The 15948-nt window shown below is 58.0% G+C and carries 13 protein-coding genes; 2 read left to right on the top strand and 11 right to left on the bottom strand.

Annotation, left to right across the window (positions count from 1 at the left end):
* Window positions 1-48: 48 nt before the first annotated feature.
* Window positions 49-1182 carry an ABC transporter substrate-binding protein gene (locus QRN55_RS19190; protein ID WP_112500561.1) on the bottom strand — a complete coding sequence of 378 codons (1134 nt, stop codon included), beginning with the start codon at window positions 1180-1182 and terminating at the stop codon, window positions 49-51.
* Window positions 1183-1532: 350 nt separating this feature from the next.
* Here QRN55_RS19190 and QRN55_RS19195 point away from each other — a divergent pair, with 350 nt between their 5' ends.
* Together QRN55_RS19195 and QRN55_RS19200 are read left to right on the top strand one after the other, a co-directional pair.
* Window positions 1533-2462: an NAD(P)-dependent oxidoreductase gene (locus QRN55_RS19195; RefSeq protein WP_284777931.1), complete on the top strand. Its 930-nt coding sequence runs from the start codon at window positions 1533-1535 to the stop codon at window positions 2460-2462.
* A gap of 64 nt (window positions 2463-2526) precedes the next feature.
* Window positions 2527-4263, top strand: a complete 1737-nt coding sequence (locus QRN55_RS19200; RefSeq protein ID WP_284777932.1) for an extracellular solute-binding protein — start codon at window positions 2527-2529, stop codon at window positions 4261-4263.
* A 187-nt stretch (window positions 4264-4450) separates the two neighbouring features.
* Here QRN55_RS19200 and QRN55_RS19205 read toward each other — a convergent pair whose 3' ends face one another.
* From QRN55_RS19205 to QRN55_RS19250, 10 genes are all read right to left on the bottom strand, one after another.
* Window positions 4451-5338 (bottom strand): ribokinase, encoded by an 888-nt coding sequence (locus QRN55_RS19205; RefSeq protein ID WP_284777933.1) that lies wholly within the window; start codon window positions 5336-5338, stop codon window positions 4451-4453.
* On the bottom strand, window positions 5335-6210 hold the full coding sequence (locus tag QRN55_RS19210) for a MurR/RpiR family transcriptional regulator (protein ID WP_284777934.1): 876 nt from the start codon (window positions 6208-6210) through the stop codon (window positions 5335-5337). Before QRN55_RS19210 ends, QRN55_RS19205 begins: the two co-directional genes overlap by 4 nt.
* Window positions 6207-7184, bottom strand: a complete 978-nt coding sequence (locus tag QRN55_RS19215; protein WP_284777935.1) for an ABC transporter permease — start codon at window positions 7182-7184, stop codon at window positions 6207-6209. The genes QRN55_RS19210 and QRN55_RS19215 overlap by 4 nt, the downstream gene beginning before the upstream one ends.
* Before the next feature lie 16 nt (window positions 7185-7200).
* Window positions 7201-8727, bottom strand: coding sequence for a sugar ABC transporter ATP-binding protein (locus QRN55_RS19220; RefSeq protein ID WP_284777936.1), 1527 nt, complete (start codon window positions 8725-8727; stop codon window positions 7201-7203).
* A gap of 58 nt (window positions 8728-8785) precedes the next feature.
* On the bottom strand, window positions 8786-9850 hold the full coding sequence (locus QRN55_RS19225; RefSeq protein WP_233137088.1) for a sugar ABC transporter substrate-binding protein: 1065 nt from the start codon (window positions 9848-9850) through the stop codon (window positions 8786-8788).
* A gap of 79 nt (window positions 9851-9929) precedes the next feature.
* Complete coding sequence (locus QRN55_RS19230; protein WP_284778092.1) at window positions 9930-10901, bottom strand: sugar phosphate isomerase/epimerase family protein; 972 nt, start codon at window positions 10899-10901, stop codon at window positions 9930-9932.
* A 240-nt stretch (window positions 10902-11141) separates the two neighbouring features.
* Window positions 11142-12062, bottom strand: coding sequence for a ribokinase (gene rbsK / locus QRN55_RS19235; protein WP_284777937.1), 921 nt, complete (start codon window positions 12060-12062; stop codon window positions 11142-11144).
* Between the two features lie 48 nt (window positions 12063-12110).
* The gene (locus tag QRN55_RS19240) at window positions 12111-13034 is read right to left on the bottom strand and encodes a carbohydrate ABC transporter permease (RefSeq protein WP_284777938.1); all 924 of its coding nucleotides are present in this window, start codon (window positions 13032-13034) and stop codon (window positions 12111-12113) included.
* Between the two features lie 11 nt (window positions 13035-13045).
* Window positions 13046-14155, bottom strand: coding sequence for a carbohydrate ABC transporter permease (locus QRN55_RS19245; protein WP_284777942.1), 1110 nt, complete (start codon window positions 14153-14155; stop codon window positions 13046-13048).
* Window positions 14156-14239: 84 nt separating this feature from the next.
* Window positions 14240-15901 (bottom strand): type 2 periplasmic-binding domain-containing protein, encoded by a 1662-nt coding sequence (locus QRN55_RS19250; protein WP_284777943.1) that lies wholly within the window; start codon window positions 15899-15901, stop codon window positions 14240-14242.
* Window positions 15902-15948 lie beyond the last annotated feature (47 nt).

The raw sequence follows: 15948 nt of genomic DNA on the forward strand, positions 1-15948 counted from the left end.
AAAGAGCCGGCGAGGCGCCAGGGACGCCCCGCCATGTCCTGGGAGGACTTATCGCGGATAATCGACCTTATAGGTCGAGGGGTTGTAGTCGGGACCCATGCCGCCGGTTACCAGCATGTCGGCGGGTGCGTTCGGCATCACCATGTCTTTGATGTGCACATCAGGACGTATGGATGGCGTCTCGTCGCCATCAGTGGTGGCGATCTGCGCATTGATCTCGTAGGTGCACGGAACCTTCGCACCGGCGAGAACCTTCAGCGCGACTTCGATTGCGGTACCGCCCATAGCCGGGGGATAGCCAACCTCAAGCATCGGAACCTTGTATTTCAGGGCCATCTGCAAGGGGCCGTTGACGTCCGATGTCGTATGCGGTGGAATTTCTCCCGGTTTGAAGCCAGCATCCAGGAATGCCTCGATAGAGCCGGGCGTCTGCAAACCGTGCGTGGAGAGGACGGCATTGATGTCCTTGCCGTATTTGGCAATCACCGCCTGCATAACCTGTTTGCCCTTAACGGGGCTCCAATCAGAATAGACGGTATCGAGGATCTTTATGTCTGGGTACTGGTCCAGCACCTGCTTGGCAGCGGTGACACGCGACTCGTTGGGGCTTGATCCAGCCTGTCCGCCAAGAATGACGATATTGCCTTTGCCATTGAGCTTTTCGACGATCCACTGGCCGAATAGGCGGCCCATCATAGCATCCGATGCGGTCACGAAGGTGACGAAATTGTTGGACGAAACGCGGCGGTCGACCATCACCACCGGAATGCCCTGCTCCATCGCGCGAGACACGGCTGGATCGACAGCCTGCTCCGTATTCGCGCTGACAATCAGCAAATCTACGCCCTGCGAAATCAGGTCCTGAATGTCGGAGACCTGCTTGGCGTCGTCATGTCCGGCATCGGTGATCAAGAGATGGCTGATCTGATCCTTGTGCTCGAATGCAGCCTTCTGCATCGAGTGCTGCATGACCACACGCCAGCTGTCGCCGAGGCCCGCATTCGAAAATCCGATGGTGTATGGCCCGTCTTTTTTATACTGCGCATTGTCTTTGAAGCAGACATCGAGTGACGGGTTGAACAGGAATGTACGCGGTACGCCCGTGTAGGGGTCCGCAAATGCTGCAGTTGTGCTGGAAAGCAAGACCAGCGACGCAAATACGCCAAAAGCTCTATTTCTCATTTTGAATCCTCCTCCGATGACTTTACAAACCGCGCGGCCACAAAGTACCGTTCGCAGAAATATTTATTTCTGCGTGAGACTATACTTGTTGACGACTTGCATTCCTCCCATAGGAACCGTCGTGCGATCCGCATCGAAAGCTACGGGATGCCCTATGCTTCGACAAACCTTTATTTATCCAGATTGGATATTTTAGGATAAGCATCTGCTCGCTGATCGACGCTATGATCTTCACGGGAGGATGAAGCGCGTGCAGGCACAACAGATATGCCTTTCGAACAGCATTCACCCACAGCAGCGACAGGGAAATTTCCGCACGGCATACCGCTGGCAGGAAAGGGAGAATGTGAATGAGCGACGCACTGAAAGTCGGCTGGGCTGGCATCGGCAAAATGGGAATGCCAATGAGCCGTCGGGTTCTTGAGAACGGATACGCTTTGTCCGTCTACGAGCCATTGCCCGAAAACCGGGCCTCGGTCGTGGCGCTCGGCGCCAATGTCGCCCATTCTCTCGATGATCTCGTTGCGTCGTCGGACGTGATCGTCCTTACCATTCCCAACGACGCCGTGCTGCGCAGTCTGACATTGGCACCCGGCACGCTTGCCGATCTGATGAAGCCCGGCCAGATCCTGATAGAAATGAGCACCGTTTCCCCCGAATTGTCCGCTGAAGTCGATATCGCTCTGACTGGGAAGGGCGTCGCCTATCTTCGGGCTCCCGTTTCAGGCAGCACACAGACTGCGTCTTCCGGCATGCTGTCTGTCATGGTCTCAGGCTCTGAACAGGCCTATCACCGTGTAGACCCGGTATTGGCCTGCTTTTCAGCCCGCAGATTCTATCTCGGCCCAGGCGAGGAAGCTCGTTATCTCAAGCTCGTCCTGAACGCCCTCGTCGGCGCGACGTCCGCATTGCTGGGCGAGGCCCTGACGCTCGGGCTGAAGGGCAACCTTTCCGTAGACACCATGCTTGAAGTCATCTGCGAAAGTGCGGTCGCTTCGCCGCTGATCGCCTATAAGCGCGACCTTTTGGTCAACCGTAATTTCGATCCTGCATTTTCCGTTTCGCAGATGATGAAGGACTTCGACCTCATTCTCGGCGCTGCGAAATCCGACCACGTTCCGATGTATCTCGTTTCGATGATCCGCCAGCAGTACGAGGCTGCCTATGCAGACGGGCTGGCTGAAAAGGACTTCTTCGTGCTGTTCGAACAGTATGAACGCCTGGCCGGAATGACGCCGCCGGACAGAGCCGCAAAGCCTCAGAACCTGAAATCGGTTTGAAGCAACTGGCGCAACGCGCCTCTGCCGATTAACGTAAATTCGGGAGTATGGTTGGGAGGCCGTCGTGAACGAATACGAAATGCTGCGCGTCATCGACTTCATCGAAAAGACGCGGCGTCCTTTCAGAGACGTTGTGGAACCGGCGGGTGAAGATGCCATCTGGTTCGTCGTTACCTATCTCATCAAGTCTCACATCCTCAGCCAATCTGTGACCATATCGACCCTTGGACAGGAATCCGGTCTTCCCTACGCAACGTCCATGCGGCTGATCAACCGGCTGATCGACGACGGTAGTATCCAGAAAGTCGCCAAGGGCACCACCGGCAAAAGCTTCGTACTGCAGCCCAGCGAACAGTTGCTGCGCTCTTTCGAGGCCTATGCCCGCAAGACCAAATCGCTGTTGGCGCAAATCCTCGGCCTGCGCGCCAGCGAGAAGGAAGATGAGTATTACTTCGGTGGCACACCGCTGGGCTCGCAGATCATTCCACCGATGCGGCTGGTGCAGGAACGCGCCAAATCGCACGTCGAACTGCGCTTCCTGCTGAACGACGACAATTACTTTTCCGCCATGCGCAACATGTGGGCGGACTTTCGCAACAATCTTGCATCGCGCAAGAATTTCGATCTTCTTCCCTTGCCCGACCTTTATCAGAAAGTGCGGGAAAACAGCGCCAAGCCGGTGTCCGATTACGACGTCATCGCCATCAACATGCCCTGGCTCGGCGAGTTTGCCGAAGGCGGAATCGTCAGGCCGATCGACACCTACATCCAAAAGACCGGCATCAATCCTCTGGACTTTCATCCGTCGATCTGGTCGACCGCGACATGGGACGGCAAGGACTATGGCGTTCCCGGCTATTGCACCGTGGAATTTCTAGCCGCCCGAAAAGACCTCTTCGCCGAGGCGGAGCTGGCTTTTCCGAAAACCTTTGACGACGTCATCGCCGCTGGTCGCAGCTTTCATGCACCCGATGAAGGCATGTTCGGTGCCGTATGGGATGGCGCCCGCGGCATGCCCATCGCCTCCAGTTTCCTATTCTTTCTCGGTGCCTGTGGGCAGCCGGCAATTTCTCTGCGAAAGACCCGATCTGGCTTTACGCTTGATGGCACCGATCTCGATCAACTGAGCTGCACGATTTTGTCAGACGCGGGCTTCGCCACTCTCGACTACATGCGACGGCTGATAGAAATCTCGCCGCCGAAAATCCTCGAAATGGCCTGGGACCAGACGCTTTCGGTGTTCTTCAAGGGCAAGGCAAGCCTCGGCTATTTCTGGACCATGCGCGCCGCCCGTTTCGAATACGACGTCCATTCCGTGGTCAAGCGACGGGTCGAGTATCTGCCGCAACCCTCAGGCCCCGGCGGCAACAGGGTTTCGCCCATCGGCGGCTTTCTGTTCTGCATCCCGACAAACCTACCCGAAGACCGTATGGAGCTAGCGGCAGACGCGATTGCCTGGATGGCCTCGCGCGAGGCGATGAAGGCGCATGTGAAGAATGGCTTTCCGGTCGCACCGCGCTTCTCCGTCAGCGCCGATCCGGAGGCTGCCGCCAGTTCGCCGATCGTCCGGTTCGTCGATCAATTGGCGAAGAAGAACCTCTTGAACACCTGGCAAAGGCCCAACATCCCGCAATATTCCGCCATCGAAAAAATCCTGGGCGTTGAAATCCATGATGCGCTGCTGGGAACCAAGTCGCCGCAGGCCGCACTTACCGCGGCGGCAATGCAGATCGAAGCGACTTTGAAGACAGGGCGAGCGAAAACGGCAACGCAGACAGTGGCTTCCGCCAGCGGCTTCTGACAGAGCGTATCTGGCTGGCAAACGCCTCCTGCTCCTCGCCGCGCCGGTCGGATCGCCTCCCAATTACGGGAGCAGCGCGATCTCCGGCAGAAGCAGGTCTCTCGCCTATGGAAATCGCATCTTTGTTTTTTCAAGTCGCGATAGTTCTTGGCTCGTTTGGTAGGCGTATACCCTAAGGCTCAGGTCATCAAAGTCTTTGCGCTTCAGGTGTGGCAACCAGTTTTGCCGCTTGCATATTCGCTTTTTGAAGCGCTTCGTTCATTGACCGACCGGACGCAATTTCGGCTGCCAGAACGCCGATGAACTCGTCTCCTGCACCGTGGGTACTCTCAACTTTTATCTTTACTGCCTCGATGACGATCTCCTCGCCATCGCGATTTGCGTAAGCGACCCCCGAGCCGCCAGCGGTAACGACGACCTGTGGGAAGGTCTGCACCAGTTTTCGTGCAGCCTCCAAAGCGCCCTCAAGTGTCTCAACGACCGGAACGCCTGCAAGCATTTCCGCTTCGATGGCGTTGACGACGAGGATGTCGATCAGCGGCTGGAGATCGCTGGAAAGTGCTCTGGCTGGTGCGGCATTGATCAGGACACGGCCACCAGCCTGCTTGACGGCTTTTGCGCCAACGACGTTGGCGGCATCGGGAATCTCGTTTTGGAGGACAAGCAGTGTTGTCTTCGACAGCAGTTCCTGAGCGGCGCTCACATCTGCTTCACCGAGGGTCAGATTGCTGCCGGATACGATAACGGCACCGTAGTCGCCCTCATCATCAAATATGGCGACGCTCATGCCGGTGGATTGTAAGGCATCTCGCCGGACGAAGCTGTGATCGACGCCTTTGCGTTCCAGATTGGTAAGCAAAAACCGCCCGAAATCATCATCTGCGACGGCTCCGATCATCGACGTCGCCACCCCGGTGCGCGCTGCCGAAACCGCCTGATTGCCGCCCTTGCCACCGCTCTTTGGATGCCATGACGTGCCGGTGACCGTCTCGCCCTTGCGTGGCCGTGACGGCCCCATGACGGCAATATCATAATGCAGACTGCCGAAAACGGTGACGAGAGGCGAAGATGTCATGAAGGTTTATCTTTCCGTTTGGATTTGACGGCAGACATGGTCCGGTCAAGATTTGTTTCCGCCGATTGATAGTCGCGCTGCGCAACGGCCATGAAGACGGCGTCGAGAATGTTGAGTTGCGCGATGCGCGCAGCAGCATTCTCACCCATGAGGGGAGATCCTTGCGCCGTAGAGCAGAGGACGACATCGGCGGCTTGCGCCAGAGCGGATGAGTTATAGTTGGTAACCGCAATCGTCTGTGCGCCATTGCGCTTGGCAAGCTGAAGCGCTTCGATGATGGCGGTAGTGTTGCCCGAATGGGAAAAGCCGATGGCGATATCGCCTTCGGATAACATTGCTGCCGACATCAGCATCATGTGCACATCGTCAAATACGCTGGCACGCACGCCGATACGCAGGAATTTATGGGCGACGTCTCGCGCGATCTGCGCCGAACCGCCCACTCCATAGAAATCCCTATGCTTCGCGCCATGAATGAGGTCCGCGGCCTTGTCGAAGGCGACCATATCCAAAATCGAAAGCGTTTCTTCCAGGGCATTGATAGACGTTCGGAAAACCTTCTGGACGATTTCCAGCGACGTATCATCGACCGAGAGTTCCTGATGCATTTCCGCAGTCGGTTGACGATTGTATTGGCTGACTGCCATGCGAAAATCGCGATATCCGGCAAAGCCAAGCTTCTTGGTGATTTTGACCACCATGGCTTCCGAGACGCCCGCATCATCTGCGATCTGTTTGAGCGACGTCTCATCGCTGAAGTCACGCATGGCAAATACGGTATCGACAACCTTTGCTTCGAGAGGCGTCAGCAGGGGCATCATCATGCGGATGCGTGGGCCAACGGCCTTTGTGTCGAAGCTTTCGGAATTCATTCTCTTCCCCTTGTCGCGCGATCGATCATCATTGCGACGAGGATTATAAGGCCGGTGGCGAGCAGTTGATAGAAGGCCTGAACATTCATCAACGTCAAACCATTGCGCATTGCACCCAAGATGATGGCGCCGAGAATGGTCCCGAGAATACTGCCCTTGCCACCCATCAAAGACGCGCCGCCGATGGCCGCTGCCGCGATCGCATCCAGTTCCCAGAGGTTGCCGAGGATCGGTTCCGCGGCACCCAGACGACCAATGAGGATGAGTGAGGCGAGAGCTGCGAGACCGCCTGAAATGACATAGGCAGTGATCTTTGTGCGAGCAATTGGAACACCCGCAACATAGGCGGCCTCCTCATTGCCACCGACAGCCATCAGATATTCGCCAATCGGCGTCTTCTTGAGCAGGATCCATGCGGCGATAGCAACGACGGCGACGATCAGCACGGGCGTCGGGATGCCGAAGAGATTGCCGTTGAACAAGGATCGGAAACCGGCAGGAATGCCAAGAACGGGATTGCCGCCTGTGTAGATCAGCGCAATGGCGCGGTAGGTGCTGAGCGTGCCGAGTGTCACGATGAAGGGTTGCAGGCCGACATAGGCAACGAGGCCGCCATTGATAAGGCCGCAGAGAACGCCAACGCCGAGACCAGCAAGGATGGCGAGCGGAATGGGGGTGCCAGCGACGAGCAGGCTGGCGGTGACGACCGCTGAGATCGCAGCCGTCGGGCCGACCGACAGATCGATACCGCCGGAGATGATGACCAGTGTCATGCCAAGCGCCAGGCACGCATTAATGCTGGACTGCTGCAAGATGTTGACGAGGTTTCGCTCGGAAATAAAGCCCGGAACCAGTGCGGCAAACACCGCCATGATGACGATGAGACCGATCAGCGTTCCCGCATCGCGCAGCGAAAACGAGAAGCGACGGAAGGCCGGGGCAGAGGTGGCGGGTGCGTTGGAAGTGCTGGTCATGGGTTGTCCTGTAGGTTCACACGGGTCGCGCAATGCGCGCGTCGTCCGCATCGGCATTCGCCCCTGGAATGGCATGCGCGACAATCGCGCTTTCGCTCAGTTGATCACGGTCTATGGTCGCGGCAATCCGCCCTTCGCGCATGACCAGCACGCGGTCCGACAGGCGGATGACTTCCGGCAGTTCGGAGGAGACGACGATGATGGAATGGCCCTCGCGGGCGAGGTCTTCGATCAGGTGATAGATTTCCGACTTGGCCCCGACATCGATGCCGCGTGTTGGCTCATCGAACAGCAGAATTTGCGATTTCGCTGCAAGCCAGCGGGCGATAATCGCTTTCTGCTGATTGCCGCCACTGAACAGGCGGATCGGGCGATCCAGCTGGAAAGGGCGCAGATTCACGCGCTTCAACAAATCCTGCGCGGTCGCGCGTAACTTGGAATTGTTGATCATGCCGCCGGATGAAAAGCTGCCAAGCGACGCCAAAGCCATGTTGGTGGCGACGGGGCGCAAGGGGATGATGCCCTCACGCTTGCGCTCTTCCGGAACCAGCCCGATACCGGCGGCAATAGCATCGCGCGGATTGGAGAAGCTCTGCTCCTTGCCGTCGATGCTGATCGATCCTGCGCTTAGGCGGTCGACACCCGCCAGCAGGCGTAAGAGTTCCGTGCGACCAGAGCCGACGAGACCGGCAATGCCGAGCACTTCGCCCTTGTGCAGGGTGAAAGACACATCGCGAATTCTTGTGGCCGAAGACAGGTTTCTAGCTTCGAGTTTCACGGTATTGGTAACGAAGGAATTATGCTCTTCCTGCATCAATTCGCGACCGACCATCTTGGCGATTACGTCGGTTTCCGAGACCTTGGCAAGGTCCACGATGTCCACCAGCTTGCCGTCGCGCATGATGCTGGAGCGCTGGCAGATGCGGAACACCTCATCCATCTTGTGCGACACGTAGATAATGGACACGCCACTTGCCGACAGGCTGGCAATGACTTCGGCCAGTCGATCGAACTCGCTGGGTGTCAGGCTCGATGTCGGCTCGTCCATGGCGATGACCTTCGCCTTGTCGAGAAGTGCGCGACCGATTTCGACGATCTGGCGCTGCGCGACCTTGAGAGACGAGATCGGGGCCGACGGGTCTATGGTCTTGTCGATCATAGCAAGTGCTTCGGCGGCGCGGGCTTCCTGCTCGCGGCGGGAGACGAACATGCCACCCATGTGCGTCAGCGAATGGCCGAGAAACATATTTTGGGCGACGCTCAAATGCGGCACCTGCTGAAGCTCCTGATGGATCATCGCGATACCGGCAGCACGCGCATCCATCGGCTTCTTGAAGGCGACAGCCTCACCATCCACGAAGACGGTGCCGGATGTCGGGCGAAAAACGCCTGATAGAATGCGCAGAAGCGTCGACTTACCAGCACCGTTTTCGCCGAGGAGTCCGTGAATTTCACCGGGAGCCACGTCGAAGGAGACATCCGTCAGCGCGTTGACGCCGGGAAAACTCTTGGAAATCGTCTCGAATCTCAGTCGCGGCGTCATCGTCCCACCTCTCAGGCTGATGGGGATGCGGGCAAAACCCGCCTCCCCTGAGCGCTTGTTACTTGGCAGTCTTTGCATCTTCCATCAGCACGGCGCGCACATCGACGCCCTCGCCCTGATAGCGGCTGAGATTGTCAGCGGTGATCAGCGCCTGTGGCGTGGCAACCACGCGCGGTAACTTCTGACCGGCAACGAGACGCAGCGCGGTTTCCAGCGCGACTTCGCCCGTCAGAACCGGGAAGCTGTCCACGGTGCCGGTGAGTTCGCCAGCCTTAATCGACGCATAGGCATCGGAAATGCCATCCGTGCCGAAGACTGCGACCTTGCCTGCAAGACCGGCAGCCTTGACCGCTTCGACAATACCCAGCGCCATGCCGTCATTGTTGGCGTAGAAACCAATCAGGTCGGGGTGCTGGTTGAGGATGTTAGTGGCAGCATCATAAGAGGTCTGGCGATCCCAGTTGCCGGGAACGCTGGCGACGACCTGGAACTTGCCGCCTTCGCTGATGGTCGACTTGAAGCCGTCGGTGCGCTGAACAGCGGCGTACACACCGGCCTGTCCTTCAACGATGGCCACCTTGCCACCTTCAGGACGGTTCTGGATGAACCACTTGGCGACACGCACGCCATTGTCACGCTGAACGTTACCGACATAGTGTTCCGCCTGCGGAATGACGGCATCGTTGACGTTGACGACTGGGATATTCGCGGCCTTGGCCTGCTCGATCACCGGCTGCAAGTTGGCATCCGTCTGCGGAGACACGAGCAGAACATTGTAGCCCTGCGTGATCATGCCTTCGGCAATCGTTAGCTGGCCCAACTGGTCACCCTCGCTCTGCGCGGCTTGGTAAGCAACGGGAACGTTGACCTTCTTGCCGAAAGCCTCATACCCCAGACCAAGGGAGCGCCAGTATTCGTTGGTCAGAGTCTTGGAGACAGCACCGGCCTTCGTGCCCTCAGGCAGTTTCGGGAACGGGCCAAGCTTGGCTTCAAGCTGCGACCAGTCCATGCGGTCCTTTTCGGTGTCGGAATTGAGCGGCGCGAGTTCCTGCGCGAAAGCTGCGCTGAACAGGAAGCTGGCGGCAAGCCCGGCAGCAAGGGTCGTCTTCAAAAAGGTCTTCATCGGTTTCCTCCCGGATGGAATATGTCGGCACGCTTGCTGCGTGCCCTTGGTTACGAGGGCTTGAGATTGTTTGGGCAAATCAGCCGAGCATCAGCTCCTGAATGACCGCCTGTGCAGACACGGCGTCCTGACGTTCGACAGCACCGGACAGGCGATTGTCCTGCTCGATCCGATCAACGATTTTCAGCATGCGCTTGACGGTCTGAATGTTGACTTCGCATTCGTGAACCGGGTCGAGACCCGTCATGTCAGGGAAGGTGTCGAAATAGATTGCGCCGTCATAACCGTCCTTGCGGATCTGGCGCAGCAGCTCGATCGTCTGCTGAGTGTGAACAGCGCCAACCATCAGACCATCATCGCGCTTGGCGTAACCGTCATTGAGGTGAACGCCGAGGACGCGGCTGTAGCGAGCAATCAGGGCCGCTGCGAAAGCGGGCTGTTCATCGGCGTAGAGGACGTGCGCGAAGTCCAGCGTGACGCCGAGATTGGACATATCAACGTCCTTGATCGCCAGAAGCGTCGTCGCGCAGTCCGGCATCAGGCTGTAGGATCGGGGCTCGTTCGGCTTGTATTCGATGCTGACGAGGCAATCCGGGTCATGCGCACAAACTTCACGAATTCCATCGATCTCGTGTTGCCACAGGGTGTGGTAATCGGCCTGGAACGCATAATCGAAGCCATCCTGACCCAACCAAAGCGTCATCAGGTTGCTGCCAGCGGCACGTGCGGCATCGATGCCCTTTTTCGTGAGGTCGATCGCTTCGCGTCTGACAGCCGCATCCGGATTGGTGAAAGCACCGATCTTGAAGGCCGGATTGGTATAGTAGCGCATGGCAAAGCCATTGATCGCCAGACCGAGATCGCCAATTTGACGAGCCAGAACAGCGGGATCGTCGTTGACGTGGTCAGGATAATTGAGATCGAGATCCGTCAGGCCTTCAACTTTCGCGGCCCGCGTTGCCATTTGCAGCATCGAAGGCTTGCCGGAAAGCTCCGGCCATTCCGCTGATGGTTTCGAGGCGAACGAGTTCAAACGGGTGGCAAATTTCAATTGGGTCACGGCAATGGCTCACTTCAATCGTTGTTATGGTAACTTCACAAATTAATTTTATTTTGTAAAGTTATATATGTTGTGCATTGCATCAAATCGTTTTCGCGACGCCGTTTTCTGACCTTATTTGGCAGTCTGAGAACGCCAAAAAAAGCGCGGCGGTGGCTGATGCAAGCAGTCATGGGCAGGCGTGACGGGGCAGAGACTTGCACCCGTAAATCTGACGGCGCGCTGATTACCTCAGCGCGCCAGTAATGCCTCGATTTCCGCAATGGTCGGCATGGCAGGCGCGGTGCCGCGCCGTGTCACGGCGATACCAGCCGTGGCGCATCCGAATCGAACAGCCTCAAGCGGAGCTACGCCTCGTGAAAGAGCTGCTGCGAAACCGCCCACGAAGGCATCTCCGGCACCGGTGGTATCGACAGCAGGGCCGTAAGACATGGCTGGCACGTGGACGGATTGGTCGACTGCATGAAACAACACACCGCGCGCGCCGAGCGTGATGAGCGCCACGCCGACACCGCGGGACAACAAAACGTCCCCTGCGCGCTTGGCATCATCCAACGTGTCGAGCGGGAAGCCCACCAGTGCTGCGGCTTCCGTTTCGTTGGGAACGATGAAGTCGCAGAGACTATAGATTTCCGTGGGAAAAGCTTCGGCAGGCGCTGGGTTGAAAATGGTCGTGACACCGGCATTGCGGGCTATTTCTAGCGCGCGATGCGCAGCGCGTGCGGGCTGTTCCAGTTGCGTGACGAACACTGCCGACTGCACAATGGCGTCACGGGCGGCTTCGACATCACCGACATCAATCGTGCCTGCTGCGCCTGCATACACGATGATGGCATTATCGCCTGTCGTGTCATTGACATAGATAAAGGCGGCACCGGTGGGTTGGTCGTCGAGAATGGTCAGCTTCGTCGTGACACCCGCCTGCTCATAGGTTTTCAGCGCCAGATCGCCAAAGGTATCGCGGCCGATCTTGGAAATGAACGTGACGTCGGCACCCGCCCGCGCCGCTGCCACCGCCTGATTGGAGCCCTTGCCACCGGGACCGACGGAAAAACCACTGCCGGTAACCGTTTCACCGATGGCAGGCATGCGCGGAGCGAGATAGGCGGTATCGGCAACGAAAATGCCGAGAATTGAAACTCCAGACCCCATGATAAACTCCAAGCCTTCCCTATTGAGTGTCGCGGCGTTCAGCCTCGCTTATTTGACCGCCCCGGCCGTCAGGCCCTTCACGATGTAGCGCTCCAGGAAAATGCCGACGAGGATCAGCGGCATGATGGCCGCTGTCGCAATCGCCGCCATAGACCACCAGTTGATGCCCTGCGACCCCGTCTGGCTGGCCACCATGACCGGCAGCGTCTTGGCATTAGAGCTCGTCAGCAGGGCTGCGAAGAAATATTCGTTCCAGCACAGAATGACCGAAAGGATGAAGGCCGCGACCATGCCCGGCAGGGCGATGGGCAGAACGATGCGCATGAACGCACCCCAAATGGAGCAACCATCCACCAGCGCTGCCTGCTCCAGCTCCACCGGGATCGTGTCGAACTGATCACGCATGATCCAGATGACGATGGGCAGGACCATCAGCGTGTAGACGAGGATAAGGCCGACCAGCGTGTCGAGCAGCATCAGGTGTTTGTAGAGAACCAGAAACGGCATGGCGAGCACCACCGGCGGCAGGATGAGCTGCGACAGGAAGAAAAAGGAAATGTCCTTATTCTTCATCCAGAGGAATTTGTAGGAAAAGCGGCTGAGACCATAGGCGGCGAGCGAGCCGATAACGACGGCGAGGAAAGATGCGCCAGCCGAGGCAACGATGCTATTGATGAACCGGCGGATGAATTCGTCACGCACCGTCGATTGCGCAAAGATCGTATCGGGCGACAGGCCCAGGGAGCGCCAGCCTTTCCAGTCGGGCGTGAAGTCCACGAAGGGGATGAGATGACCCTGCGTCACGTTCACCGCCGTCTTGAACGACGTGGTGATCGTCCAGTAAATCGGAAACAGCGAGACGAAAGCCCAGAACACCAAGGCTGCATAGATCAGCAGACTGCTGGTCAGAAACTGCGGACGGCGGGACCAGATGCTTGGCCGTGTCGTGGATGTCTCAACCTGTGTTGCCATGGGCTTCACCCTCAATTGTCGCGTTGCATCCACCGGCTCGCCCCTTTGAGGATGAGCGCGACGAAAATGATGATGATGACGAGATAGAATTCCGCAAGCATGGTGCCGTAGCCAACATTGGAGCGATCCCGGTATTCGCGGAAGATGAAGCTGGAGACCGTGTCCGTCGCCCCGCCCGGTCCACCAGCCGTGACGTTGATAACGATATCGGCAAGCTTCAGCTGGAAAATGATGCGCAAGATGATGACGGTGATGCTGACGGGCAGCATCAGCGGAAAGGTAATCTCCTTGAAACTCTGCCAGCCTGAAGCACCATCCACCTTCGCCGCCTCCTTGATCTCGGACGGCAACGCCTGAAGGCCTGCCAGCAGCAGGATCATCATGAAGGGAATGGACACCCAGGCATCCATGGCCATGATTGAGGTCCGCGCCAGCCATGGCGTGGAAAAAAACGCCGGATTGTCCCAGCCCAGATGGCGCGCGAGCGTGGCGGCGGGGCCGAAGCGATATTCCATCAGAGACTTGCCGATCATCCAGCTGACGGCAACCGGGCTCAGCATGAGCGGCAGCAGGAACGCGACGCGAAAGAATTTGCGCGCCTTGATCTCCGCGTTGAGCAGCAGCGCCAACCCGAAGGCGATGGCGTATTGCACCAGTACCGACAGAACATAATAGACCATGTTCAGCAGCGCGTTCCAAAAATAACGGTCCGCAAACAGGGTCCGCAGATTATCCAGCCCGTTGAAACGACGACCGGCAGCGGCGCTGAGGTTCCAGTCCGTAAACGCGATATAGAGGCCGAAGACGGTGGGAAACACCACCATGGCGACGGTGAAGAGGACAGCCGGAAGCACGAAGGCCGCACGCTGTCCCGCCTCCCCGCGGATCAGGATTTGCGCCGCGCAAAGCGCAGTTGCCCAGATGATGTAGGCAAACAGCAACGGTCGCCAGCTGACGAAACCAAATGCGGTTAATCCCGCCGCATCGGATATCTGAAGAGCGAGCACGACGAACATGAGGACAGTCGCGGCCAACAGCAAAAGCTTGCCGCGTTTGGCGGCGCTTGCCTGAACAGGCGCCTGTTCGACGGGCTGCAAAGTTGGCGTGATCGTATGCGACATGGGCAAACCTCAGGGCTGGAAAGCCGTCTTCAAGCGCGCTCAGGCGACACAGTGTTGTGCCGCCTGAGACGAGTGTTTCAGGCATCAGACGCCGAGAGACGCCTTGTAGAGCGCGATCTGCTTTTCACGGCCCAGCTGGTCGGTAACCTTTTCCCAGGCAGCGGCGATAGCGTCTGCCCCTTCCTGTGCCGAGGCTTGTCCGGCAAACACCTTGGCGAGCTCGTCTTCAGCCACGCTGTAATACTGGAAGATGCCCGGTATGCGTGGCTCGATGGCAGCGTTGGGGTGGTTGTAGGAGTTGGACTGGGAGGCGAGATAGTTCGAGATGAACGCCTCGTCATAGCCAGCTGTCACCCATTCCTTGATATCGAATTGGCTCTTGCGATAGCACTGGAAGCCGGATGGATAGGCTGCCGTCCACAGTGCAATATCCTTGCCACCGAGATGGGCTGCTGCACTCCACGCCGCCTTTTTCTTCTTCTCGTCGCTATCGACACGCGCCATGACGTAAACGCCCCAGCCGAGATAGGCCATGTTCGGCGCATAGTTGGGTCCGCTGGCAAGCTTGTCCCACTTGCCGGTCTTGGCGTTATAGACATCGTCGGAGCCCGGCAGGATATCAAAGCCGATGGTGTCACCGATGACAGATGTATCGCTGGTCCGCGCGGCAGCCCCCACGTCACCCCACCACGAGACCATCGATCCGGTGCCAGCCAGAAACTGCTGGAAGGCCGCCGTGCCGGGGTCGGCATTGAGCTGGTCGCCAGCTTCCGATGGCAGCGCGTCGATCACGTCCTGAATGGCGCGAACCCAGGCAGGATTGTTGATGCGCGGCTTCATCGTGTCGGTGTCGAACAGCCAGGCCTTGTCATCGGGGTGCTTGGCATAAGCCGTGGCGCGGCTGCCGAGGAAGTAGAAGCCGAAACCGCCCCAGGCCTTCGGCGAATCGAGATAACCGATGGCATCGGTGCCAGCAATTTTCTTGCCTTTGAGGAATTTGGTGACTTCCTGCACCTTCTGCCAGGTTCTCGGCACCGCCCAATCGCCCTGATGGCCTTCGTCCTTCCAGGCTTTAGCCAAGTCGGCATCGGCAAAGTAATCGGTACGGTAGTTGAAGTTGTGGCAATCGCCATCGACGGAGACACGGTAGGTTTTGCCATCCCAGGTGCCGACGGGCGCTTTGAGATAATCGACGTAGTCGTCCATGTCGATCTGGGCCTTGACCCAATCCGGCATTTCCGACGCCAATCCCTTGCCGCAGACATCGCCTTCGAAGGGAGCGCCCATCTCAAGCAGGTCGAAATCAACGGTACCGGTGGCAATGGCTTGCTGGAGGCGCGGATTGTAATCGGCCTGCGCCAGATCGATCCAGGTGATCTTGGCACCGGTGTAATCTTCCCACGGCTTCAAGAAGCCACGGAACAGAACGTTGTGGAGGTTCTGGTTGTTGAGACCCATGAAGGACAGCTCGATACCGGCAAACTCGCCCTGCTTGACGCTCTTCTTGGTGGCCTCCAGGCACATCTCACCGACCTTCTGCCAGTCGGCATCGGTTGGCGAGCCCTTGCCGACACCCGGAACCTGCAAAATCTGGGTGCGCAAGGATGCGTCCTGCGCATAAGCTGCACCGAACGGACCGAGCATACTGCCCGCCGCTGCAACGGCACCCAGGCTTGCGCTGGTCTTCAAAATAGCGCGGCGGCTCAGGCCGATCGCCATCATTCTCTCGAAATCACTGACTTTCATGCGGTTCTCCTCCCGTTGATATGGTGTCGTCGCTTTTCTCCTCGCAG

The sequence above is a fragment of the Agrobacterium sp. lyk4-40-TYG-31 genome, from assembly GCF_030209855.1.
In the GTDB taxonomy this organism is placed as follows: Bacteria; Pseudomonadota; Alphaproteobacteria; order Rhizobiales; family Rhizobiaceae; genus Agrobacterium; species Agrobacterium vaccinii.

Excerpts from the sequence above, each read along its gene's own strand:
- QRN55_RS19240 (WP_284777938.1), bottom strand. The coding sequence starts at position 13,034 with ATGGCAACACAGGTTGAGACATCCACGACACGGCCAAGCATCTGGTCC.
- QRN55_RS19220 (WP_284777936.1), bottom strand. The coding sequence starts at position 8,727 with ATGACGCCGCGACTGAGATTCGAGACGATTTCCAAGAGTTTTCCCGGC.
- QRN55_RS19225 (WP_233137088.1), bottom strand. The coding sequence starts at position 9,850 with ATGAAGACCTTTTTGAAGACGACCCTTGCTGCCGGGCTTGCCGCCAGC.
- QRN55_RS19190 (WP_112500561.1), bottom strand. The coding sequence starts at position 1,182 with ATGAGAAATAGAGCTTTTGGCGTATTTGCGTCGCTGGTCTTGCTTTCC.
- rbsK (WP_284777937.1), bottom strand. The coding sequence starts at position 12,062 with ATGGGGTCTGGAGTTTCAATTCTCGGCATTTTCGTTGCCGATACCGCC.
- QRN55_RS19215 (WP_284777935.1), bottom strand. The coding sequence starts at position 7,184 with ATGACCAGCACTTCCAACGCACCCGCCACCTCTGCCCCGGCCTTCCGT.
- QRN55_RS19210 (WP_284777934.1), bottom strand. The coding sequence starts at position 6,210 with ATGAATTCCGAAAGCTTCGACACAAAGGCCGTTGGCCCACGCATCCGC.
- QRN55_RS19250 (WP_284777943.1), bottom strand. The coding sequence starts at position 15,901 with ATGAAAGTCAGTGATTTCGAGAGAATGATGGCGATCGGCCTGAGCCGC.
- QRN55_RS19205 (WP_284777933.1), bottom strand. The coding sequence starts at position 5,338 with ATGACATCTTCGCCTCTCGTCACCGTTTTCGGCAGTCTGCATTATGAT.
- QRN55_RS19245 (WP_284777942.1), bottom strand. The coding sequence starts at position 14,155 with ATGTCGCATACGATCACGCCAACTTTGCAGCCCGTCGAACAGGCGCCT.
- QRN55_RS19195 (WP_284777931.1), top strand. The coding sequence starts at position 1,533 with ATGAGCGACGCACTGAAAGTCGGCTGGGCTGGCATCGGCAAAATGGGA.